The following is a 20846-nucleotide window of genomic DNA, read 5'->3' on the forward strand; positions in this document are numbered from 1 at the left end:
CGGCGAAAAGGTCGAGTTCGACGAAGACACCGACGACGGCATGACTGGCCGTATTCGCGCAGCGACGGCCGCTGCTAGTCACGACGGCGAAAAGGTCGAGTTCGACGAAGACACCGACGACGGCATGACTGGCCGTATTCGCGCAGCGACGGCCGCTGCTATCGCGGCATCCGCAGAGATGGGAGATAAGGTATGAACGGTCTGCCCTTACAAACCTGTGTCGCCTCGAGCAGCATGATCCAACGCATAGTCACGCGCGGCGCTCATTGCCTCATCTCGACTATTAAACGTAGCAGTGATTTTGTGTGTCATCCCCGGGATCTTCGTTTTCTGCGCCGTATGGTCAGATTTGCGTTCGAACCTGACCGAAGCGCGCCAACCACCTTGACCGTCATCGTGGGCTTCGCAAAAACAGAAAAAGCCGCCTTCATCGAGAAAGGTGTATCCGGACATTGTCGTCTCCTCGGAACCATAGGAGAAATCGTAGCATGAGCGAGAACAGCAAAATCGAGTGGACCGATCACACGTTCAATCCGTGGGAAGGTTGCCAGAAGGTTGGCCCCGGCTGCGATCACTGCTATGCCGAGACGCGCAATGCGCGCTTCAGCGGCGGCACTGCAATCAACTGGGGACCTGGCGCGCCGCGGCGCCGCACATCTGCCGCGAACTGGCGCAAGCCGCTGCAGTGGAATAAGGCGCACGCCGAGTTCTACGCGCAGCACGGCCGCCGCCAGCGCGTCTTTTGCGCATCGCTAGCTGACGTGTTCGATAACGCCGTGGATCCCGCGTGGCGAGCAGATCTGTTCGACCTGATCGAGAAGACGCCGAACCTCGACTGGTTGCTTCTAACGAAGCGCATTGGCAATGTGCTGACGATGCTTAGCGAGACCGCCGCGCGTCGCTTCGATCTCGAATGTCTGCATGATCCGCGACTGCCCGGCAACGTCTGGCTCGGCGCAACGATCGTCAACCAGGCGGAAGCCGATCGCGACATTCCGAAATTGCTGCGCGTGCCCGCGCGCGTCCGCTTCCTTTCCATGGAGCCGCTGCTTGGGCCGGTCGATCTGACGCTGGTGCGCGGACAGTTCTGGGCGCTCACGCAGTCAATGAATGTGCTGACCGGTAAGGCATGTCCGTCCCTGTCTGGCATAGCACCAGAAGCGGCGCTCGACTGGGTCATTGTCGGAGGCGAGAGCGGCCATGGCGCGCGCCCGATGAATCCGCGGTGGGTACGATCGCTGCGCGATCAATGCTATGCGGTCAACGTGAATTTCCTGTTCAAGCAATGGGGTGAATGGATGCCTGCCGATGCTGATGATTGCGACCCGGTCATCGATAGTCGACGTCTAATGTGGAGCGACGGCGTCCCCTATTCAGAACAGGATGGCCAGCGCGCCGCAGCCCTCATGGCACACGTCGGCAAGAAAGCCGCCGGCCGCATGCTCGACGGCCGCACGCATGACGCGTTTCCGGCTAACGCTGATCTATTTCTTGGGTGGCAATTGTAAAACCATGTTCGAACGCCTCTTCCATTCGATCAGCAAGCCATTGTCCGACGACCTTAGTTCCGTCGATGTAGATGTGAACCGGCCACTTGTCGGACGCTGCGTCCCACCCCGTTACCACTTCGACTTTGTGGCCTTTGTATTCATCGGTCTGCACGATTCGCATGCCGCTTTCGGTCTGGACACGGACCATGGTGATCTCCTCAGTTTTGGCGAGGAAATCCTAGCATGACCGAAGCAGCACAACGGGTAATTGAAACAACGAGAAAACACTGGGGTGATACCAGATGGCAGCAGTCCTAGATCAACCACTCGAATTGACCGAGACAGAGCTTGTCCGATGACGGGTTATAGGCGCCCAGGAAAGCAGATGGAGACGCTCAAGTCGCTCGGCATTCCAGCGCGCAAGCGACCCGATAACAGCGTGCTCGTGCTGCGCGTCCACTGCATGTATCCGGTGGCATCGCCCGAGCGCGCCGCTGCCGATAAACCGAAACTGAAGCCCATCTCGCGCAAGAAATGAATCGACGTCGCAAAACACATCGCGGCCTGCCGCGCCGCGTGCAGGCCAAGCACGGCGCGTACTACTTCTTCGCGCCGGCGCCGGCGCGCAACCCATGGACAGGCAAGATTCAGACGTGGATTCGACTGTGCTCGATAGATGACGGCGAGCCCGTGATGTATTCAAAGCTTGGCGAATTGATGGGCGACAGAAAGCTCGTCGACGGCACGATGCCGAGCCTGTGCGCAGACTGGAAAGAAAGGAAGCTTGATCGCTATAGCGACGAGGTGCAGAAGGAATACCGGCGCATGGCTGATGTGATCGCGACCGCGTTCGATGAGTATTCGGTCGCAGACGTCACGACGAAGGACTGCGCCGACTTCCTGCGCGACAACTTTCGCGCGAAGCACAACACCGCGCAGAAATACGCGAACGTGCTGCGGAAGATCTTCAAGTTTGCGATCAGCGAGCGCGGCTTCCGCCAGGACAACCCATGCGACCAGCTCGATCTTTCGGACTACGCGACGAAGCGCCGCGAGGTGCTGCCCGCGCACGACGCGATCAAAGCGATCCGCGAGGCCGCGCTGATCGGCAAGGACGGCTTGCCGACGGAGTCGGGCCCGATGTTCCAGTGCATCGTGGACATGTCGTATCTGGTCTGGCAACGCTCGATCGACGTGCGCACGCTGCTTGAGACGCAGATCGGCGCGACCGCGATCCGCTTCAAGCCATCGAAGACGGCTGGCACAAGCGGCAAGGTGCTCGACGTCGAGATCACGCCGCAGATCCGCGCAGTTATCGATCGCGCGAAGGCGATCAAGAAGAAGTATCAAATCACCAGTCCGTACCTGTTCCCGACGCAGAAAGGCGGTGCGTATTCGAAGACGGGGCTTCATTCGATGTGGCGCCGCGCGAAAGAGCGCGCGAGCGTGACCGATGCAATCCAGTTCAAAGACCTGCGCGCGCTGGGCGCAACTGACGCGGCAAAGGCCGGGAAGAACAAGGCAGAAATTCAAACTCGACTCGCGCACACGACAGGAAAAACGACCGAGATCTACATCAAGGAAGCCATACCTGAAACGTCTGGAATCGACTTAAAACTGCCGTGGTGAACGCTCTGAGTTTTAGACAAACGTCTAATATTCTGTCTAAAAACTACTGTACAGACGAACAGTGAGCGAAAAAGAAAAAACCCGCGACAGCCTTAGCTGACGAGGGTTTTAATCTGGTCGGGGCGAGAGGATTTGAACCTCCGACCACCTGCACCCCATGCGGGGTTTCACTCGGCGGCGAGGCGCGTTTAGATCGACGTTCGACGAACAGCGTCTAAGGCAATGCTGATCAAGCCATGTAAACGCGACTGATCGCGATTGAGCATGCGTAAACTTTCCGAATAACCAATGAAGATGGTCATTGCGCTTCGTTTTATCGCGCCGCAGGCGTTCTGCGCGGGCTTTTCGCCCGTGTTTCGCCCATTACGGGCGCACCTGTCCCGTAAATCGGCCTCGCGACAGGTAGAGGTTCGCCAGCGCGAGTGCAACGAAGGCGCGATTGGCGTTCTTCGCCAGACCCCGATAGCGCACCTTCGTGAAACCCCACAACCGTTTGACCACGGCGAACACATGTTCGACGCGGGCGCGAATCTTCGACTTGTTGCGGTTCTTGCGACGCGCCACTTCGTCGACGCTGTCCTTGCGGCGCGTGCGCTGATTCGTGAAATCGCGGGCTTTTGGGGCCTTGCCATGGATCAGCGCTTTCTGGCTCGCATGTCGCCATAGACCCGCTGCTCCTGGCCATGCAGAAGCTGTGGCAATGGGTGTTTGTCATGCACGTTGGCCGCCGTGACGACCGCGCTATGCGTCAGTCCGCTCTGGCTATCCACGCCGATATGAAGCTTCATGCCGAAATACCACTGCTGTCCTTTACGCGTCTGATGCATTTCAGGGTCCCGCGCTTTCTCCCTGTTCTTCGTCGAAGAGGGTGCGCCGATCAGCGTGGCGTCTACAATCGTGCCGCTCCTGAGCTTCGCTCCGCGTGCCTGCAACACCCGATCCACCTCGGCGAAGATTCGCCCGCCCAGCTTGTGCTCTTCAAGCAGGTGCCGGAATTTGAGCAGTGTCGTCGCGTCTGGAACGGTTTCGCTGCCCAGGTCAATGCCCACAAAACGGCGAAGACTGAGGCTGTCGTACAGCGCCTCTTCGCACGCAAGGTCTGCAAGGTTGAACCAGTGCTGCACAAAGTGAATCCGCAACATCCGCTCCAGCGCGATCGGCGGGCGACCGTTGCCGCGTTTCGGGTAATACGGCTCGACCGCCACGCACAGTTCGGCCCACGGCACGAGACTGTTCATCTCATCGAGAAACGCCTCGCGTCGCGTAGGTTTGCGCCGCGCTCCAAATCCCGCGCATTGATCGACCGCCATCGCCAGTGTCAGTTGCTTCATCGTTTTTGCTTTTACCGTCGCATGTCCACGCTATAACGCATGACAGCCATGAGTGGTGGACTTGATCAGCATCGCCCTAACCGGGCGGCAATGGTATCTGCATAAGGCGCAGCATGAGGCAAGAACCGTTACGCAAGAGAAAGTGCCGCCCTATTCTGTTCGCTTAATTGCGGCGGAAGCCAAGACCGGGAAGAAGGCATCTTACGAAGGCGGCATCGAGGAAGCCTACTGGATCAGGTTTCGCGACGACGGTATGGTCGAAACCAATTGTACAAACAACCAGACCGCTCATCCTGAAGACGTTCTCTTTTCGCAAGGCTGCGCTGCCGGCTGGACGCCGGCCTGCGACGGAAAGCTGATCACGGTTAAGAACGGTAGTCTGTTTCCACTCACCTTTGTTGCCGAGCAGGCAAAGTTCACAGTGAGTATCAAGCAAAACAAGCTTGTTCTAAGCCGTCAGGAGGGTTCGCATCTCACGATGGTTGAAGGCAACTTTGACGCAGAATAGGCCTTCTGCTACAAATTTCAGCGCCGACTCCGCGACTACTATCGATTCAGCCGGCCGCCCCGTCCATGGTTAGACATTCCGCCCTGTGCGACTCAAGATTTTCACCTGCGTGTGCAAACCGGGCGCGAATGATCGTAATATCTTCCCTCCGCTAGCCGTCTGATGGGCTGCCATCGCCACCTCACACCCGCAGTTGTTGCGTTAGCTTGATACAGGGTCCGTCCTTACCGGCATTCGTTAGGCTCGACGAACTCATTCCTTGCAGCGTCCAAGCCCCTCTGCGTATCATGCACAAAAAACGTGGGCCGGCGTCTCGCCGTCGAGCAGTGCACGTGGCGAGTTGAGCCAGAATGCACGCCACCGCCCGCCACGATCCTCCGCGTGACCGGGCAACAGCCTCGACAGATCTTGGACTTCGGCGCGCAGCGCGCCGTGAGAATTGAACTGACGGTCTGGATAGCGGTAAGCGCACTCGGGCGCTTACCCACGGCTAACATTGCTCCGATCGAGCGTAAATGCTCGGCGTATTGATCCGGCTTGTTGCTGGGCGGAACGCTCGCACCTTCAGCCACGCATCTGGCGTCCAGCCAGTCCTTCGCGAGAAGTTCGTCGCGGAAGTCGATCGATATCCGATGGCTTTCATCTGCGACACCCGTGCCAGAATGAAGGCGCTCTGATAACTATCGCAATTAAAATCTCACCTGAATGATTCGACATTGGAGTGGAATGCTCACATGTCCGTCTCGTAGGCGAGGCATGCAGAATAGTCGGGAATATCCCGAATCCAGCAGCACTTCATAGCCCGTAGCGCATCGAGAGCATGCGCTTCGGCGGCTACTTGCGGTGAGAGTGATGTTCGCTCGACCGCACGCAGATCGATAGTCAATGCCAGCAGATTTTCAGTGATTCCCAGACCCAGCGCCTTCAGCAAAGCCTCTTTGGCCGTCCAGCAACGATAAAATTCCTCATGTTGCGTGTCCGGCATTGAGACTTCTATCATCTTACGCTCGCCCGGCGTACAAACGAGTGTTGCCAGTTCACGCCATGCGATGGCCTTGTCAACAAGCTCAATATCAACACCAACCACACGTTTGCGCGATATCGCGATCAGAGCATGAGCTCCAGAGTGAGACACGTTGAACAGCAGTCTTCCGCGTATGGAGGACGCAAGCTCTGGCTTTCCGCGGCTGGTCGTACGGATCTTCACCTGAACCGGATCGATTCCCCAAAAAACTCCCAGCAACTCCCGTAATACAGAGCGTGTCAAGGAAAAACGAACCTGATCCGCCGTATTGCGAAAGCGTGTGGCTTTTGCCCGCTCCTCTGCATCGAGAAATGGCATATCGGAAGCGCAGTTCCCTGTGAAGCGCAGGGGTACATGCCAAACACCGATATCGTCCGGGAAACCACCTCGAGCAGCAATTTGGACAGCCCGAGACGACAGTGCGTTCAAAGCAAACATATTTGATTGTGCCTCGTTTTGATGTACAGCATCCCATGTGACGTCGACCGCGGCGAGCATGATTTCGCTTTCGATAAGAATGCGCAATCTGATTAAAGAGTGACGGCGTCAACGAATATTGTGCGCCCAAAATCAAGCCGACGGTACCTTTGTATGTCTTATAATTAGTACAGCTTTCGTATCGCGTCTCGTCTTACCGTTGCCGCTGGGTCCTCCACCGGCATGGCCACCCGGCCTGCCCATACGCCACCACAATCTGCCCCGCCCAATACCGCACGATCTTCTTGCGGACCTCCCGTTCGCGTCGGCAAATCGCTTCGAAAAACTAACACGCACTTCTCCTAAAGTGGACCACACAAAGCGACATGGGAATGATGCTCAACGGTCGCGGCAAGCCTTAGCAGTACAACGCCGGCGAATGCTTCCAATGGCAAGATCAGAAACGAATGGCGTAGCGCGGTATCGCTTGGCCCAGCTCGCTTACAGCCTCACATAGTGCATTCACAACTTCGACAAGCTCATGCTAAGGCGCAGAATCTGACAGACACTGCTTGATCACACGCCGAAGACCGTGAAAGTGGTAACGAAGTTTTTCTTCTGTGATGAGCGCGAGGAGAGATCGAATTGAATGACGACCGTCGGTGCGAAGTCTGTTGGTCGGTCGATTCTCACCGCGAGTGTCAAAGAAGAAACGACTCTCTAGAATTCGAAGATCATGACCTTGGCCGCTTCACGTTCGGCATGTCCGTCATGCACAACTCACGCGGGCGTTGACCACTAGCCCATGGCGGTTGTCGGTCAGCGTGTGACCCATGAAACGCAGTTCGCTGGCCGTCTTGCCCTTGCGGTAAAGCCGTGCGTCGGGATCGGTCGTCGACTCGTGCGTCTCGTTGCTCCGCTTGCTGCCCTTAAGGTCGCCCTCGCCGCTACCAGCGTCGTTATCCCTGTCGTCACCGTCCTGCGCACAAAGCTCTTGTGTCCTGCCCACGCCTGGATCACCGTGCCGTCCACGCTGAAAGTGCTCGCCCGACAACCAGTTCTTCTTCTGCGCGATGGACAGCACTTCATTGAAGAATTCGACCACCGCATCGTGGTGGATCAGACGCTCGCGGTTCTTCGTGAACACCGTCGGCACCCACACCGAATCGTCCATCGATAGACCGATAAACCATCGAAAAGGCAGGTTGTATTGCGTTTGCTCCATGAGCTGGCGCTCGGACCGGATGCTGTAAATCACCTGCAGCAGCATGGCCCGCAGCAGTTTCTCCGGCGCGATGCTCGGGCGGCCGCCCTTGATGTCAGCCTCATACATTCCGGCAAACAACCGGTCCATCTTCGCCAGCGCCTCATTCGCCATGATGCGAATCGAGCGCAGCGGATGCAAGCCCGGAACGAAATCGTCCAGCTTCCGCACAGAAAACAGACTTTCGGTGAACGTGTCGGCGCCGCGCATGATCTCCTGAGGGACGGGTGAGCTTCTCACATCAACGCTTTTACTATCCGTCGCGATGACTTCCGCGCGAGGTATTTCCGCAACCTGCTAGCTAGTGAATCCCACAAACTATTCCTTGGAATGTTTTCCGATGCCAAGGTAATCCGCGATAAACCAAAGTTCAGGCGGAATTCACCTTGACCTCATCCCGTTCGCGACCGCGGCTGTCGCGGTATAGCGCCGTCATCTGGGCGGTCTTGTGGCCGAGCAGAGCCTGAGCGAACTCGGCGCCGAACTCGTCGCCGTACAGGCGTGCGGCTAGTGACCGGATCTCGTGGAACGTCGGCGGCGTTTTGCCTTCCGGCACTGCGACCTTCGCCGCGTCACGGTATGTAGCGAACATGGTCGAGAAGCTGCCGAGCTTCGGGCTGTGTCCTGGCTTCGCCGTGCCCTTGTGCCGCACGTGGTGAATCATGTGCTTCGAGACGATGTCGTCGCGGCACTCGCGGATGACGTCCTCGATCGTCAGACCGCCGAGCGCCTTCAGGCCGATCGTCACCGGGATCTTCAGCTTTGTACGCCCTTGGCTCTTTCGCTCCTCGACCCAGAGGAAGCCGTCCTTGACGTCGTTGAACTCCATACCCTTGACGTCCTCGCGGCGCTGGCCTGTGATCAGGGCCAGCATGAACGCGCGCGCAGCCCACACGTTTTCCGGCTGCTTCTTCGCGTGCTCGACGATCGACAGGAATTCGTCCAGCGTAAACCGGTCGCGCGCGACTTCGCTCTTTGGATTGCGCAGCGCGATGACCGGTTTCTTGCCGGGTTTGATCAGTCCCTCGGCGATCGCTTCGTTGAGCATGTCGATCAGGCGGCTGCGCAGCCGCGACGTGTGCGATGCGCTGACGGCTGCCGTGTTCGCCTTCAGCCACTCGCCAATCTCCTTCGGCTCGACCTGCGGCACCGGCTTGCTGGCGAACGGCGCGGCCTTGATGATTTTGAGATGGCCGCGCAGGATCTGCTCGCTCTTTGGGCTGTTCTGGCGCTCCGCATAAACGTCGGCATAGCGATCGCACCAGCTCGCGAACGTCATGTCGGCGCCGAACACCCGCTGCATCAGGCCCGTGTCGCCTTTGCATCGCTCCAGCTCGGCATTGACGACGCGCTTGCGACGCGGCGACCTTGAAGTCATAGCCGAGCCCGAACGTTTCGCCCGTCGACGGGTTGCGGAACCAGTAATAGTCGTTCCCGTTCTTGTAGAGTTGTCCGGCCAGTTGCGCCGGGCAGCTTGACGACGCCTAGCGGCCATTTGCCATCCTTTCGATGCGCTCGGCGACCGGGTCGACGTACTCGGCGTTCGGCTTGCAGAAGTACTCGCGACCGACCTTGCGTGGCACCGGCCGGATGCGACCGTTGCGGATCCAGTTCATCAGCGTGTTGCGATGCGGCTTGTGCTTGCCGAAGATCGTTTCAGCCCAGACGGACAGTGGAATCAGTTGCGCTGCTAGGTGATACCCCAGGTTTTCTCGTTGTTTCGATTACTCGTTGTGCTGCTTCGGTCATGCTAGGATTTGCCAAAATTCGAGGGAGATCGCCGATGCCGCAACTTGAAAGTGTGATGCCGTTTATCGAGGCCGCATTCGATGCAGAAAGCAATGTGCGGCCGGGAAATCCTCGACACTTTCTCGTGACGCGTCGCATGCCGTTGCCGGAGCGTCCCAATCGGTTCGCGCGCGAAATCGTTGTCGTGATTGAGTGTACCGGCTCGGATTGACTGGACACGGTTTTGCAACTCAGGCGGCCTCTTTCAGGGTGGCTGCCTGACGGGCTTCATGGGGTGACATGAAGCCCAGTTTTTCAAGACGCCAGTGGCGATTGTAACGATCCTTGAACTCGACGACCGCAGTCCGGACTTCCTCAAGATTCCTGAAGATGCGACCGTGAATGGCCTGTTCCTTTAGCGTCCGGTTGAAGCGCTCGGCGACGCCATTCGTTTGTGGCTCGGCAACGAAGGCGAAGCTCGGCGTGACGCCCCAGAACCTGATCTGGTTCAGGAAGTCATCGGCCGTGTATTGCGAACCGTGATCCATGCGCAGCGTCAGGCCCCGACCGACCTCGGCACCCGTGCCGCCGAATTCGCCCAGCAGTCCCTGTGCGATCGGCTGCAAGGCGGCGAACCGGTTGCCCGTCTTGACCGCATGGATGCCGACGCAGCAGGCGTCGCAATGATCGACCGCCGAGAATACCCAGACCCAGCCATCATCCACGGTCTCGACCCGCACGCCGTCGGTGCCCCACATTTCGTTCGGGCGGTTCGTCGTGATCGTGCCGTCATGCAGGGCAGCCTTGCCCTGGGGCCGACGATGCGGTGACAGCAAGGCGTTCTCCCGCATCAGCCGCAGCACACGGGTGCGCGAGACGCGGATGTCGCGCAGGATCCGCAGCCGCGCCCATACCTTGCGATGACCCTCGCCGGTAAAGGGCGAGGCCGCCAGATCGGCCCGGATGGCCTCCAGAAGGGCAGCGTCCGGCATCTCTGGTTTCGGACCGCGCCGCTGTGCCACGAGTGGCACCACGTTGCCCGACTCGCGCGCACGACCGGCATAGATCGTCGAACGCGGAAATCCGAGCACCCGGCAGACCCGCTGCAGCCCATAAGGCTTGCCGGTGCCAGTGGAGATCGCGCGGCTCATTTCGACGACCTCCGGTTGCCTAAAGGGTGTCGGGCCTGCCTTTCCTTGCGTAGGATCTCGACTTCCATGACCAGCTCGCCAATGCGCCGGGTGGCCTCGCCAAGTTTTGCCTCCAGCGGATCGCTCTCGCGCTCCTTGAGGCCGGCATCCATACCGGCCAGGGCACGCTCGCGCCATTCCTCGAGCCGGTATATCGGCACCGATACCTCGCGCGAAATGGCATCCACTGGCTCGCCGCGCAACAGGCGCAGGACGACTTCCTTCTTCCGGTTGGCCGACCACCGCTTCACTTCGGCGACCGCGTCGGGGGCGCTTCCAGTCGCGCTACGCGCTCCTTCCACCGCCCCCGGCACAACCTCCGCAACATTCGACTTATTCGGCATGTTCAACTCCGTTTCCAAACACAGGTTTTACCCCAAATTCGTGTCCAGAAAAATCGGAGGCGGCTCATTGTCGTGATTGAGCGATCCGTAGAAAGCGAAATACTTGCCGCGAGCGATGACCGGATGGGACAGGTCATCGGTCCTCATATTCAGCGTGCGATCCCTACAAAGTTGGCTGGCTACAGCCCTGCTGAGCAAAATCACGAACCGTTCCTCGTGATAATCGGCATGGAATCGATCGGCTTGTAAAGCGAGTCCACGCTCCATCGCTCTTCTCTGCGGATGCCGGCAGGCATTTGATGCCCCTGAGGTGAAGGATGGTGTATGCTGATTTAATGCGCCGCGCATCAACCGCGTCGGAGGGCAACATGGAACGATGCCTTGCTTGCGAGTTGCTGGTTGGCATGCCTTCGACAGTGCAACCACACACAAACCTTCAGCGACTTGGAACTGGCATTTTCGGAACGCCGAGAAAGCCAGTAAAGCATTACGTCCAATACCGTTGTAAGACCTGTGGTGCTTGGCTGCATCAGAACACGCGCCAAGGATCGCCGGCCGGAATGTGGTCGGCGTGCGAATCAAGCGTGCCCGCCGTGGCGATCCGCGAAGAACTGGTGCCTGGGCTTGACTGGAAAAGCGCGGCAGAAGCCGCATCGCCGCGACGGCCACGTTAATCATTTCGCGAGAGCGCCTGTTCCCGCTCATGCTTGACCTCCCTTCTCTGCGCTTGCAGCGATAGGGTTCGCCACGCTTACCGACAAGTACCTCCGACGCGGCACACATCGTTCGACGCGCCAGCTCGAAGATGCAATCCAGCACTACCTTGACGTCTACAACGCCAATACCCAGCCGTTCATCTGGAGCAAGTCGGCCGACGAGATCCTGGCCAGTCTCGAACGGTTTTGTGTACGGGTTCAGAAGGCCGTGGGATGAATGCCATGAATATCAATACCGACGCCATCGACGAAGCCGCCCTCGCACTTCTCTACCTGACTCTGCACGATCAGTACCGCGCGTGGAAAGGCTTCGACTGGGATGTGCTGAATCGCCTCTACGAAAAGGGCTTCATTTGCGACCCGGTCAACAAGACGAAGTCGGTGGTCTTCACCGAGGAAGGGTTACGTGAGTCCGAGCGGCTTTTCAGGCAGCATTTTGCTATCCCGGACCGCACGGATTAATGCAACAACTTCTAACTCACGACACTAGAAGCACATCCTGGTCGTCTGCTTCAAAGGCTCCTTCCTAAAGCTTTCCCATAGGTCTTTCGCGCGGCGGATGTCTGATGCTTGAGCGGACTTGTCGCCGCCAGATAGCAGCAGGTAAACCACTCGTCCCTCGAGCGTAATAGACGCGATACCAGTTCCTACATCAATGCGCATTTCTGAGACACCATCTCCGAGATCTTTGCAATCCCCGAGATTGCCCTGCTCAGCGCGCTTGATTCAAATCATGATCGCCGCTCTGGCCGTCAGATCCTTCAGGTTCGCTAGCAGTCAGAAAATTCTTGGATGCGGGTGATCGTGTTCATTGCATTGGAATGTATTCGATTGGACACAGTTCCGCGATCTTTTTATGACGGCCGACCTCTGACACGGGCGGGCCATAAAAAAAGCCCGCCTCAGTAGGCGGGCTTAATCCATATATCAGGAGGAGACATGGAGGAGATGATCGAAGCATAAACACTAGTCAACATTCCTGCAGCGGCCCAGCCACAGTGTGACGAATGCGACACCGCGTTACAGGATGCCGGAATACACGACGCATACCGCAAATTTGCCCGGTCAGAAGGCGTGGTGAGGATGAGGACGATGACGACGACTGAGAAAAAGGCCGGGCGTCCTGATAAAGCGCCCGGCAGTCCAAACGCGCCGTTCTGAACGGGGGCCACATCCCACCGTCTAGAACCGGCTGCCATGCTTATTGAGGGCAGCATTCGCCATACCTGAAAAGTTCGCTACTCGCTAGGGCGCGTCAGGCCGTAGGAAAAGCGTCGCGACGCCGGTGTGCAACTGCGGAACCACGGCCAGCGAGCCGGGGCTGTCCACACGTCAGTGTGGGCAGCACAGTTGTGCACGGACGGGCGCGGCATGCCCGCGACCGAAAGTTATCCCCTTATGCGCATTGACGGCTTGGCAACTGTTTCTATTGTCCTTTTCTTGGGTCACATGACGCTTCTGTGAAAGTTGTGCACCGAAAAGGTGGATGAACCTGTGGACAACTTATAGGGTAACCGCTGTAAGCGTTTGATTGCATGCGAGATTGCTGCAATGCGCTACGAAACGGCACGCTTGGCCACTGTTCCGTAGGGTCCGGCATGGCACCGGGCAGCTAAGTGATACGCCGCTGCCACAGGCGAACGCCCATGCGATGGTATTGCCGGTCGCCGTGCCGATCCCGGCCACGAGTGCGCGGCGCCGCACACGTGCGCGACTGGCATCATCGCCAACTGAAGAGCGGCGGCACGCTCGAAGATGCGGCGGCGATGACGCGTCCCCCGCACCACTAAGTTCTATGACCGGCGCCGCGATGACATCACTCTCGATGAACTTTACGCAGCGGATTCGCAACGCACACGTATGGTCAGGGCAGCATGCGCCTCATGCCCGGGTTTGAGCTTCACCTGTGTTTGCCGTGGGAGTGCGAAATCCCATCAGCCCGGCGGATGACGGCGCTTGCGAGGTTTGGAACCTACAGTGTCCGGCTCGTGCATCCGGTAAGCATCCATGAGACGGTACAGCGTAACTCGCGATATGCCCAAATCGCGCGCGGCCTCCCCGTATCGTCCGCGATGCCGTAGCAGCGCCCGTTCGATTGCCGCTCGCTCGGCTGTCTCTCTCGCCGAGTTCAGCAATAATGGCACTTGACCCGCGACGTGATCCAGTTCGAGATCCTTCGCTGTAATCAGTCGTCCGTCGGTCATCACGACCGCCCGCCGCACCCGATTTCCCAGTTCGCGCACATTGCCGGGCCAAGTGTATCGAAGCATCGCATCTATGGCATCGGGCGAGAAGCCCTGCAGCCGCCTACCCGCCTCCCTCCGGAAATGGCTGAGCAAATGAAAGGCAAGCAGTTCGATATCGGTGCCTCGCTCGCGCAGCGGTGGCTCGACGATACGCAACACGCAAAGCCGGTGATAAAGATCCTGTCGGAAGCGCCCTTCAGCTATCGCCGATTCCAGGTCGACGTGCGTCGCGGAAATGAGGCGGACGTCGACATCAATGGATTCCAGCCCGCCCAGGCGTTCGATCTTGCGCTCCTGCAAAAACCGCAGGAGGCTAGCCTGGCTGTCGATCGGCAGGTCACCAATCTCGTCCAGAAACAACGTGCCTCCGCTAGCCGCTTCGACACGCCCTATCCTGCGTTGCGTCGCACCGGTAAAGGCGCCGCGTTCGTAGCCAAAAAGCTCAGACTGAACAAGATCGCGGGATATAGCGCCGCAGTTAATTGCGATAAACGGAAAATTACGACGAGAAGAGCGGCGATGAATTGCAGCAGCTGTCAGTTCTTTCCCCGTCCCAGACTCCCCTGCGATGAAAACGGGGGCATCCGTTGACGCTATCTTCTTTATCGATCGAAACATTGCCAGCATCGATTCGCATGCCCCGATCATCTCGCCTTCGGCAACCGAATGTATGAAATCTTCCCGTGGCGGTCCAGATAACTCAACCATTCCGTGCGCATGTCCAACAGCTCTGCCCACCCTTTCGGGGATGAACGGTACTGTCACGTAGTCTGAACAGTAGTCGCGCACGAGGTGTCGCAGTGTCGCATCGCCGAGTTGTCCCGGCGAGACAATCGCAACCCAACCGACATTGGGCATTGAAAGGCCTGTCTCGAGCGCCTCGATCTCGTGGGACGGCAACCCCGCTGCAAGGTCGAGTAGTCCACCAGCGGCCTCGGCGTCATCGGCGGCCTTCTTTGCATCCTTCGATGATCTGACTGCTTTCACATCCCAGTCGCGTTCCTCGAAGTATTGGCGGATCTCGGAGCTAGGTTTCGCTGACAGGTATATCAATCGTCGCAAATTCATACACTGAGCCCTTGCTGAACTTAGAAGCTAGGCGTGTCGCCAAGGTCGTCCTTTTCACTCGCGCTCTCCCCGATTTTGACGTATTCGACACCATTCACCGCAGCAAGAAAAACTTGATGTCCGAATGTCCAGTCACCGGTGCCCGGATCCTGAAAAACTGTCGCGAACGTTGAACCGCTCTTGATAGCCGACACCACGTCCTGACGGAGGTATTCACCACTTTCGTCTACCGCGATTCCGTTGTCTATCGCGAGTCTGAGACGAATGATACGCGTTTGCGTCGCATCAAAACGCGCTTCATAGATGAGGTAATCGGCCCATCTGTCTTCCATCTCTCCCTCCGGATCTCAAGAACCCCACGCTGTGCCGACGTACTCATTGTCACGTTTCCAAGATCGCATATTTGCCGCAGAGCATCACATGATTATGCGATATAGTCGATAAGTATTATTTAGTTCACGCGTACTACATAATATATCGATGCCAGCTAACACCTGCCAACCTTCAGATAAGCCTGTTACATACTGAGCTTGCTGCCTGGCCATATCGGCAACTTTCTTAGCCTTCCTATCGGCACATTCTTCTCTGACTTTAGCTGGGGCCCAATGCGGGCGCCACGCTCGGCACGTCGGCCGTTGCCGCGACCGCAGTGGCATCGACCACGCAGTCGCAGACGACCCTGCGCGCTGCCAGTGGCCATCTGCAAGCCGGCGCTGGAAGAGGCGGCTGGGATCGCAGTCAAATTGACCGCTGATATTCTGCATATTTCCGACGCTGATGCTGGTATTGCTGGGTCCGGCCTTTAACGGCTGTTCGATGAACCATGCCTCATCAAAAACGAAGCGTAGATGCTCCAATGATGCATATCCACGACGGAACGACACGTGCCTACCGGCCCTTGCCTTCTCTGCGGTCAGGAATCTGATCTCCAATTGAGCCATATCCTTCCAGTATTTGCTTTCCGCTGGCCGAGGGAGTCGGCAGGAAACGGTCACGTTCGAATGAGCCTGCAGCCTAATCAGCGGGCTCCAAGACGGAATTAAACGGCACTGATTATGCTCACCGTGTGAGACGGTACTCAGCCGATCGGAAAGATCATTCGCTACGCAGTTCTTCCATCCATACCTCGAAACATCTGACAAACGCTTCCATTACGGCGCGTGGCTGATTCACTTCTGTACATCCTCTCCTTGGCGGGTACTCCGTTTTTTATATCGAAGAAGAGGCGATTTCCGACTACCCGTCGGAGGTCTTCGGGCTGCGTTTGGTGAGTACATTAACGGCAAGGCAAACCGCATGGCAGCCCTACTTGTGATCATGTCCGACCACCAACACAAGAAAGTCGATGTCGAGTCGCTCGAAAAAAATGGCATCGCGCTAGTCGCGCGGCAGGACGGCCGACGATTTCAGCGCTTGCTCACGCATGCGCACCAGCGCTGCAAAAAACGAGTCGTCTTCAAAACCAACGTCAGGGTGCGCCCACGTAACAACCCATGTTGATCGCCCGCTCTTCCGGTGCGACGAAAATGAATCGCGCGGCAAGCAGGTCCGGATCTCACGGCGCGCGCAAACGTACCATTGGAAGCAATCGGCCTTCCGGCCGAGGGCGACGTGGTGCGATTAAACTACCGCGACGCCGTTACGCCTGCAACCTGACGCAACTTTGCTGCTGCGACAGCGAACAACGACTTCTTAAGCTTTCCTTAAGGTCGTGCGCGAATGCAGCCGGATGTTGTGGCGAGTGCGCGGAGTGCGTCATACGCGCTTGCTTCATAAACTTTCTCTGTTATGAAACCCACCCCATGCGAAGCTGAACAATCCGCATGCGATAACGGACGCGGTCTTCCCGCCGACTTGTGAATCTCCGGTCGCCCGTCGCGACGCAATCTGCGTGAGGCATTCTTTAGCGGCGCCCGGAATATCTGATCCCTCGACCCGTTTACTCGACACGTCTCTCACGGCATCCGATTTGCCGATTTCACCCAGCCACATCGCATCGCGGGTTGCCCACCGCGAGGCAGCGTCATGCCCTGTGACAGGCGACCCGCTGCCCGACCATGGACACGCCGCGACTCAACTTTCAATGGAGGCTAAACCACACATCGTTACCTGACTGCAAATCTGTCCGTCGAAGCGGGTCATCCTCAGGAGGAGTCATGAAATCGTTATTCAAGCCCCGCAGCTTCAGACCACTGGTTTCTCGTGCTGCCAGCCTGTCCGCTGCCGGCTTCATCGCTGCGTTGGCCGCAGGCCAGGCATGCGCGGAACAGCCGCCGCCACCTTGCCATCCGAATCCGAACGCTGCCGCTGACGGCGCGCTGGTGCGTCAGCGCGGCGACATCGCGCACCTGCCGGATCCGCTGCAGGATCTCCTCGAAAGGATGGCCGAGCGACCCCATTCCTATTTGCCCATTCAGGCCTTTGCGGAGGCCGACAAACCGAGCCAGCTGTTCCAGTATTACCTGCTGTCCACAACAGGATTCGAACCCAATCCGTTCACGGCACGATTCCTGGGCATCAACGACCAGGCGATGCTGACGGCAACTGGCGCCGACTGCGGCTTGCCAACCATCGGTGCGGTGCGCCTGGTGGTCGAACCGAAGCCTGGGCTGCCCACTGATCCCAACAACGTTCGCGCCTTCATCGATGTATTTACCGACCTGTCAGATCTGTTTGTGATTAACAACGAAAGCGGCTGGTACGAGGGCTGGATGATCCACGATTTACACGTGCCGGATGTCGCACCACCCCGACCCGACGGGCACGCCCAGTTCGGCACAATGACAGCCGCGGACGCGGCCGCCTTGCATGCGATGGGCACACACAACAATGTGCCGGGCCGGCTATTCACAATGGATGGCAGGGCACCGCATTTGCCTGACGCTTACGACCACTTCCCCGACCGCCAGACCAATATCGTGCCGATCCAGCTAAGCATGGGGGCGCTTAACTGCATGCAGCAGTCTGATTGTCACGGCTACTGGGAATTCAACTACACAACCAACTGGATCCATCCACTCTACGAGTTGCCTTTTACCGGCGGGATCCCCGGTACCTTTGAAGCGGGCAAAGTTGGCGCGCTCTCGTCACTGATTCCGGGCTCTGGACCGGCAGGCGTGAAAAACAGTCCGATCGACTATGGCGACGATCCGAACAATGCGGCTCCGCTGGGCGGTGCAGGTCCGCGCGACCCCGACCGATTCGACGCGGACGTCGATAACCAGCGGGAATACCGCCAGCGCTTCATCCCGAGCGGGCTGGCCCACGAGATCTACCTGGACACCTATTTGCGAGTGGCATCGTTCGAGCATGGCACGCCATTCCCGCAGCGCTTATACGACGCCTATGTGGCCGAAGTCAAACGGGTCGATACCAATGGCGACGGCGTAATATCGGCACGCGAGGGAGACGTGGATACTGCCAGCGATGGGTTCCCGGACAATGCGCGCCTGTTCTTACCGGCGACTTCGTTCCGTCGCTTTGCCGTGACGCGCGAAATCAATGACGGCTTCCTGGCACCGCGGTTCGCGCCCAGCCAGCGGGCGTGGGTACTTACTGGTGCCGCCATAACGGTAAGCCCGCCTCGGCCTGCGTCTGCGGGTCGCGATAGCGACGACCGTTGAAGGCAACCCGTCGACCTGACGGTATGTCTCCTGAATTGCGTGACGTTCGAACCGTACTGTGCGCTCTCCAGGTAGACGATAGGGTCGCCCAAAAGGCGACCCTATCGTTGCTGCCTTCCGTTGATGCTCATCATTCAACGGAAAGTGGCGAAGACAAGACTGTCATGGTGACCAAGGGTGAGACAGGTCGGGATGCGTCGGTCTGCCGTGTTGCTTTCAGATAATCGGGCGTCGCACATGTCACTCACGATGCACGGCCAAGCGGATGCGCGATTAGCGAGAGCTCGTCGGCGTTGCGGCCGCGGACGACACAATCCACGTTCTCGCCAATGAGATCGACCCGCCGGTCGTTCACGCCGAGATCGACACGTATGCCGGGATATCGCGCAATGAACTCGGGCAGGACGGGGATCAACACGCAGCTTGCGTTCGCCGAGCCGATGTCGATGCGCAGCCGTCCGCGCGGACGCTGATGTGCGCTGGCAAAACTCGAGTCGATCGGACGGCCTGGGCTGTAGCCGCCGGGTCCCTGATCGCCACCGGGTCCAGCATTGCCGTAACGTCCAGAAGCAGCGGCTGCGCCGCCCGTTGTCAGTGGCGTAAAGGAACCCGCGGGTATGCCGTTACGGGACCGGTACAGCGTTGCCACGGTTACGTTGCCACCATTGCCGCGCGCCAGGTATTCCGGGGGCACCATCGTCGCCTTTTCCCCCGTCACCACCAGTCGCCCAGCCAGGGTGCGAAGTCCAGATTTCGCCCGGTTTGGCTTTGTGTCCTCCCCATCAATTTGGTGCCATCGGTGCATTGGCTTGCGCAATGTAACCACCGCACATGCATGTGAATTTGCATAAGTCGAAAGTGCTGCATCGCTGATCTCATCCGACGATCCTGTTCAGCTTAAATTCCCACTCAGTTTGCTTTCGAATGCCCTACTCTGCCGGTCGGCTTTGAGGTGCCGCACGCATAAGCAAGGAATATGTGAGGCGTTGGCTCGTTTACGTATAAGCGGCTTTTCGTTTGAAGCATTGCAGACCATCTGAGTTTGCCCAGCCGCCCTCGCAGCTGGGGTGGTCCCTAAATGAAGGAGGTGCCCCATGAAAGCTCCGCGTCAATTCTCTGCCTTCGAATCAACCACTCAGCTTCTCCACTCGTCGAAACTGCATTCGCTACCCCGCTTCATGCCCCGGCATTTACGCGGCGCTGTGTGTGGAATCGGTCTCGCTGCATTGTCGTTGGGATCCTCCGTTGCAATTGGAGAGCCGATCCTTCCACCGACATCCACTGTCGCATCGACGGTGCCTAACAGGGGCGATGTCAATCCGTACGGCATTGCGTTCGTGCCCAGCGGCGTGCCGTCGTGGAGCACACTGAGCCCAGGAGACGTCGTGGTGTCCAACTTCAACGCCGCGTAGAACAAGCAAGGCACGGGGACGACCATCGTGAAGCTCGTGACCGACAGCAAGCCAGTAGCCTTTTTCCAAGGACAGAATCTGGGCCTCACCACCGCACTTGCAGTGCTTAAGAGCGGCTTTGTGCTGGTGGGCAATCTTCCCACGACGAACGGCACGAACATTCGCCCACCCGGCTCGCTATTGGTCATCAACCCCCAAGGCAAACTCGTTGGTGAACTGAAAGATTCCACCCTCCTGGACGGTCCGTGGGATATGACGGTAGCCATCGATCAGGGGCCGCGAGTCACGGCGTTCGTCTCGGACGTGTTGAACGGAACAGTGGCAAGGATCGATATCAACATTGGGGACAGCGGCGCGATGCTTTCGGGTAGCTCGCACATCATCGCGTCCGGCTACGCGCACCGAACCGACCCCGCGGCGCTCGTTGTCGGCCCGACGGGACTAGCCTACGACGCGCCCCATGATGTCCTCTATGTCGCATCAACCGGTGACAACGCGGTATTCGCAGTCTCGGGCGCGCTGGCGCTCAAGCACGATGGTGGCATGGGAAGGCTGATTTATCAGGACAACACCCACCTTCACGGGCCGCTGGCATTGGCGCTCGCGCCCAATGGAGATCTGGTGACGGCGAATGGCGACGCAGTGAACCCCCCTGATCCGCAGCATTCGAGCGAAATCGTCGAGTTTACGCCCGGCGGTACTTTCATCGCGCAGATGCAGGTCGATCCGGCAGCGGGTGCCGCATTCGGCCTCGCGTTCGGACTCAGCAGCAGTGGCCAGTCACAGTTCGCGGCAGTCAACGACAGCACGAATACAGCGACTGTCTGGACGTTGCGCCCGAGCAGTGGCAACTGAC

Annotated in this window: 22 protein-coding genes and 4 pseudogenes; 12 read left to right on the forward strand and 14 right to left on the reverse strand. The window is 58.4% G+C overall.

Annotation, left to right across the window (positions count from 1 at the left end; all coding sequences use genetic code 11):
• Positions 1-196, forward strand: a pseudogene (locus SB822_RS39175) (hypothetical protein); the annotation flags it as partial.
• Positions 197-207: 11 nt separating this feature from the next.
• On the opposite strand, the gene SB822_RS39180 reads toward SB822_RS39175, so the two are convergent.
• Positions 208-453: a hypothetical protein gene (locus tag SB822_RS39180; protein WP_410857154.1), complete on the reverse strand. Its 246-nt coding sequence runs from the start codon at positions 451-453 to the stop codon at positions 208-210.
• A 35-nt stretch (positions 454-488) separates the two neighbouring features.
• On the opposite strand from SB822_RS39180, the gene SB822_RS39185 reads away from it, so the two are divergent.
• Positions 489-1508, forward strand: coding sequence for a phage Gp37/Gp68 family protein (locus SB822_RS39185; protein WP_410857155.1), 1020 nt, complete (start codon positions 489-491; stop codon positions 1506-1508).
• Here SB822_RS39185 and SB822_RS39190 read toward each other — a convergent pair.
• Positions 1474-1698 carry a hypothetical protein gene (locus SB822_RS39190; RefSeq protein WP_410857156.1) on the reverse strand — a complete coding sequence of 75 codons (225 nt, stop codon included), beginning with the start codon at positions 1696-1698 and terminating at the stop codon, positions 1474-1476. The two genes, SB822_RS39185 and SB822_RS39190, sit on opposite strands and share 35 nt — an antisense overlap.
• Before the next feature lie 177 nt (positions 1699-1875).
• Between SB822_RS39190 and SB822_RS39195 the strand changes: the two genes are divergently transcribed.
• A complete protein-coding gene (locus SB822_RS39195) occupies positions 1876-2028 on the forward strand; it encodes a hypothetical protein (RefSeq protein ID WP_410857157.1) in 153 nt (50 codons plus the stop codon).
• On the forward strand, positions 2025-3119 hold the full coding sequence (locus tag SB822_RS39200; protein ID WP_410857158.1) for a tyrosine-type recombinase/integrase: 1095 nt from the start codon (positions 2025-2027) through the stop codon (positions 3117-3119). The genes SB822_RS39195 and SB822_RS39200 overlap by 4 nt, the downstream gene beginning before the upstream one ends.
• A 363-nt stretch (positions 3120-3482) precedes the next feature.
• Here the strand turns inward: SB822_RS39200 and SB822_RS39205 are convergent.
• Positions 3483-4450 (reverse strand): IS5 family transposase gene (locus SB822_RS39205; RefSeq protein ID WP_410857159.1). Its coding sequence is split into 2 segments (ribosomal slippage): positions 3483-3755 and positions 3758-4450, totalling 966 coding nucleotides; the frame shifts between segments, so codons are not numbered across the junction.
• Positions 4451-4511: 61 nt separating this feature from the next.
• Between SB822_RS39205 and SB822_RS39210 the strand changes: the two genes are divergently transcribed.
• Together SB822_RS39210 and SB822_RS39215 are read left to right on the forward strand one after the other, a co-directional pair.
• Positions 4512-4958, forward strand: coding sequence for a hypothetical protein (locus SB822_RS39210; RefSeq protein ID WP_410857160.1), 447 nt, complete (start codon positions 4512-4514; stop codon positions 4956-4958).
• Between the two features lie 515 nt (positions 4959-5473).
• Complete coding sequence (locus tag SB822_RS39215) at positions 5474-5635, forward strand: hypothetical protein (protein WP_410857161.1); 162 nt, start codon at positions 5474-5476, stop codon at positions 5633-5635.
• 53 nt (positions 5636-5688) lie between these two features.
• On the opposite strand, the gene SB822_RS39220 is transcribed toward SB822_RS39215, so the two are convergent.
• The 4 genes and pseudogenes from SB822_RS39220 to SB822_RS39235 all read right to left on the reverse strand — a co-directional run bounded on the left by SB822_RS39220 (position 5689) and on the right by SB822_RS39235 (position 9279).
• Positions 5689-6480: a 4'-phosphopantetheinyl transferase family protein gene (locus SB822_RS39220; protein ID WP_410857162.1), complete on the reverse strand. Its 792-nt coding sequence runs from the start codon at positions 6478-6480 to the stop codon at positions 5689-5691.
• Between the two features lie 651 nt (positions 6481-7131).
• Positions 7132-7873: pseudogene (locus SB822_RS39225) on the reverse strand (IS5 family transposase); the annotation flags it as partial.
• A gap of 160 nt (positions 7874-8033) precedes the next feature.
• The gene (locus tag SB822_RS39230) at positions 8034-9041 is read right to left on the reverse strand and encodes a tyrosine-type recombinase/integrase (protein WP_410857163.1); all 1008 of its coding nucleotides are present in this window, start codon (positions 9039-9041) and stop codon (positions 8034-8036) included.
• A gap of 106 nt (positions 9042-9147) precedes the next feature.
• Positions 9148-9279: an excisionase gene (locus tag SB822_RS39235; protein ID WP_244144582.1), complete on the reverse strand. Its 132-nt coding sequence runs from the start codon at positions 9277-9279 to the stop codon at positions 9148-9150.
• A gap of 56 nt (positions 9280-9335) precedes the next feature.
• Here SB822_RS39235 and SB822_RS39240 point away from each other — a divergent pair, with 56 nt between their 5' ends.
• Complete coding sequence (locus tag SB822_RS39240) at positions 9336-9623, forward strand: hypothetical protein (RefSeq protein WP_410857164.1); 288 nt, start codon at positions 9336-9338, stop codon at positions 9621-9623.
• Positions 9624-9642: 19 nt separating this feature from the next.
• On the opposite strand, the gene SB822_RS39245 is transcribed toward SB822_RS39240, so the two are convergent.
• From SB822_RS39245 to SB822_RS39255, 3 genes are read right to left on the reverse strand one after another with little or no spacing between them, the layout of a single operon-like run.
• Positions 9643-10542, reverse strand: coding sequence for a transposase (locus tag SB822_RS39245; protein WP_410857165.1), 900 nt, complete (start codon positions 10540-10542; stop codon positions 9643-9645).
• Positions 10539-10925, reverse strand: a complete 387-nt coding sequence (locus tag SB822_RS39250) for an IS3 family transposase (protein ID WP_086909100.1) — start codon at positions 10923-10925, stop codon at positions 10539-10541. The genes SB822_RS39245 and SB822_RS39250 overlap by 4 nt, the downstream gene beginning before the upstream one ends.
• Positions 10926-10952: 27 nt before the next feature.
• On the reverse strand, positions 10953-11630 hold the full coding sequence (locus tag SB822_RS39255) for a hypothetical protein (RefSeq protein WP_410857166.1): 678 nt from the start codon (positions 11628-11630) through the stop codon (positions 10953-10955).
• 36 nt (positions 11631-11666) lie between these two features.
• Here SB822_RS39255 and SB822_RS39260 point away from each other — a divergent pair.
• Both SB822_RS39260 and SB822_RS39265 read left to right on the forward strand, forming a co-directional pair.
• A pseudogene (locus SB822_RS39260) lies at positions 11667-11858 on the forward strand (IS630 family transposase); the annotation flags it as partial.
• 5 nt (positions 11859-11863) lie between these two features.
• The gene (locus SB822_RS39265; protein WP_090836463.1) at positions 11864-12103 is read left to right on the forward strand and encodes a DUF6429 family protein; all 240 of its coding nucleotides are present in this window, start codon (positions 11864-11866) and stop codon (positions 12101-12103) included.
• A 24-nt stretch (positions 12104-12127) separates the two neighbouring features.
• Here SB822_RS39265 and SB822_RS39270 read toward each other — a convergent pair whose 3' ends face one another.
• The 3 genes from SB822_RS39270 to SB822_RS39280 all read right to left on the reverse strand — a co-directional run bounded on the left by SB822_RS39270 (position 12128) and on the right by SB822_RS39280 (position 15287).
• Positions 12128-12367, reverse strand: a complete 240-nt coding sequence (locus SB822_RS39270) for a type II toxin-antitoxin system RelE/ParE family toxin (protein WP_322790653.1) — start codon at positions 12365-12367, stop codon at positions 12128-12130.
• Between the two features lie 1208 nt (positions 12368-13575).
• Positions 13576-14955 (reverse strand): sigma-54 dependent transcriptional regulator, encoded by a 1380-nt coding sequence (locus SB822_RS39275; RefSeq protein ID WP_090836430.1) that lies wholly within the window; start codon positions 14953-14955, stop codon positions 13576-13578.
• A gap of 20 nt (positions 14956-14975) precedes the next feature.
• Complete coding sequence (locus SB822_RS39280; protein ID WP_090836432.1) at positions 14976-15287, reverse strand: hypothetical protein; 312 nt, start codon at positions 15285-15287, stop codon at positions 14976-14978.
• 964 nt (positions 15288-16251) lie between these two features.
• Between SB822_RS39280 and SB822_RS39285 the strand changes: the two genes are divergently transcribed.
• Together SB822_RS39285 and SB822_RS39290 are read left to right on the forward strand one after the other, a co-directional pair.
• The gene (locus SB822_RS39285; protein ID WP_090836436.1) at positions 16252-16455 is read left to right on the forward strand and encodes a hypothetical protein; all 204 of its coding nucleotides are present in this window, start codon (positions 16252-16254) and stop codon (positions 16453-16455) included.
• A 656-nt stretch (positions 16456-17111) separates the two neighbouring features.
• Positions 17112-18578, forward strand: coding sequence for a hypothetical protein (locus tag SB822_RS39290; protein WP_410857167.1), 1467 nt, complete (start codon positions 17112-17114; stop codon positions 18576-18578).
• 244 nt (positions 18579-18822) lie between these two features.
• On the opposite strand, the gene SB822_RS39295 is transcribed toward SB822_RS39290, so the two are convergent.
• Positions 18823-19275 (reverse strand): LysR substrate-binding domain-containing protein, encoded by a 453-nt coding sequence (locus SB822_RS39295; protein ID WP_410857168.1) that lies wholly within the window; start codon positions 19273-19275, stop codon positions 18823-18825.
• 598 nt (positions 19276-19873) lie between these two features.
• On the opposite strand from SB822_RS39295, the pseudogene SB822_RS39300 reads away from it, so the two are divergent.
• Positions 19874-20845 (forward strand): annotated as a pseudogene (locus SB822_RS39300) (hypothetical protein).
• Position 20846 lies beyond the last annotated feature (1 nt).

The sequence above is a fragment of the Paraburkholderia sp. SIMBA_054 genome, assembly GCF_046534875.1.
Taxonomy (GTDB): Bacteria; Pseudomonadota; Gammaproteobacteria; order Burkholderiales; family Burkholderiaceae; genus Paraburkholderia; species Paraburkholderia hospita.

Excerpts from the sequence above, each read along its gene's own strand:
- SB822_RS39180 (WP_410857154.1), bottom strand. The coding sequence starts at position 453 with ATGTCCGGATACACCTTTCTCGATGAAGGCGGCTTTTTCTGTTTTTGC.
- SB822_RS39185 (WP_410857155.1), top strand. The coding sequence starts at position 489 with ATGAGCGAGAACAGCAAAATCGAGTGGACCGATCACACGTTCAATCCG.
- SB822_RS39190 (WP_410857156.1), bottom strand. The coding sequence starts at position 1,698 with ATGGTCCGTGTCCAGACCGAAAGCGGCATGCGAATCGTGCAGACCGAT.
- SB822_RS39195 (WP_410857157.1), top strand. The coding sequence starts at position 1,876 with ATGGAGACGCTCAAGTCGCTCGGCATTCCAGCGCGCAAGCGACCCGAT.
- SB822_RS39200 (WP_410857158.1), top strand. The coding sequence starts at position 2,025 with ATGAATCGACGTCGCAAAACACATCGCGGCCTGCCGCGCCGCGTGCAG.
- SB822_RS39215 (WP_410857161.1), top strand. The coding sequence starts at position 5,474 with ATGCTCGGCGTATTGATCCGGCTTGTTGCTGGGCGGAACGCTCGCACC.
- SB822_RS39220 (WP_410857162.1), bottom strand. The coding sequence starts at position 6,480 with ATGCTCGCCGCGGTCGACGTCACATGGGATGCTGTACATCAAAACGAG.
- SB822_RS39230 (WP_410857163.1), bottom strand. The coding sequence starts at position 9,041 with ATGACTTCAAGGTCGCCGCGTCGCAAGCGCGTCGTCAATGCCGAGCTG.
- SB822_RS39235 (WP_244144582.1), bottom strand. The coding sequence starts at position 9,279 with ATGAACTGGATCCGCAACGGTCGCATCCGGCCGGTGCCACGCAAGGTC.
- SB822_RS39245 (WP_410857165.1), bottom strand. The coding sequence starts at position 10,542 with ATGAGCCGCGCGATCTCCACTGGCACCGGCAAGCCTTATGGGCTGCAG.
- SB822_RS39250 (WP_086909100.1), bottom strand. The coding sequence starts at position 10,925 with ATGCCGAATAAGTCGAATGTTGCGGAGGTTGTGCCGGGGGCGGTGGAA.
- SB822_RS39255 (WP_410857166.1), bottom strand. The coding sequence starts at position 11,630 with ATGAGCGGGAACAGGCGCTCTCGCGAAATGATTAACGTGGCCGTCGCG.
- SB822_RS39265 (WP_090836463.1), top strand. The coding sequence starts at position 11,864 with ATGAATATCAATACCGACGCCATCGACGAAGCCGCCCTCGCACTTCTC.
- SB822_RS39275 (WP_090836430.1), bottom strand. The coding sequence starts at position 14,955 with ATGAATTTGCGACGATTGATATACCTGTCAGCGAAACCTAGCTCCGAG.
- SB822_RS39280 (WP_090836432.1), bottom strand. The coding sequence starts at position 15,287 with ATGGAAGACAGATGGGCCGATTACCTCATCTATGAAGCGCGTTTTGAT.
- SB822_RS39285 (WP_090836436.1), top strand. The coding sequence starts at position 16,252 with ATGGCAGCCCTACTTGTGATCATGTCCGACCACCAACACAAGAAAGTC.
- SB822_RS39290 (WP_410857167.1), top strand. The coding sequence starts at position 17,112 with ATGAAATCGTTATTCAAGCCCCGCAGCTTCAGACCACTGGTTTCTCGT.
- SB822_RS39295 (WP_410857168.1), bottom strand. The coding sequence starts at position 19,275 with ATGGTGCCCCCGGAATACCTGGCGCGCGGCAATGGTGGCAACGTAACC.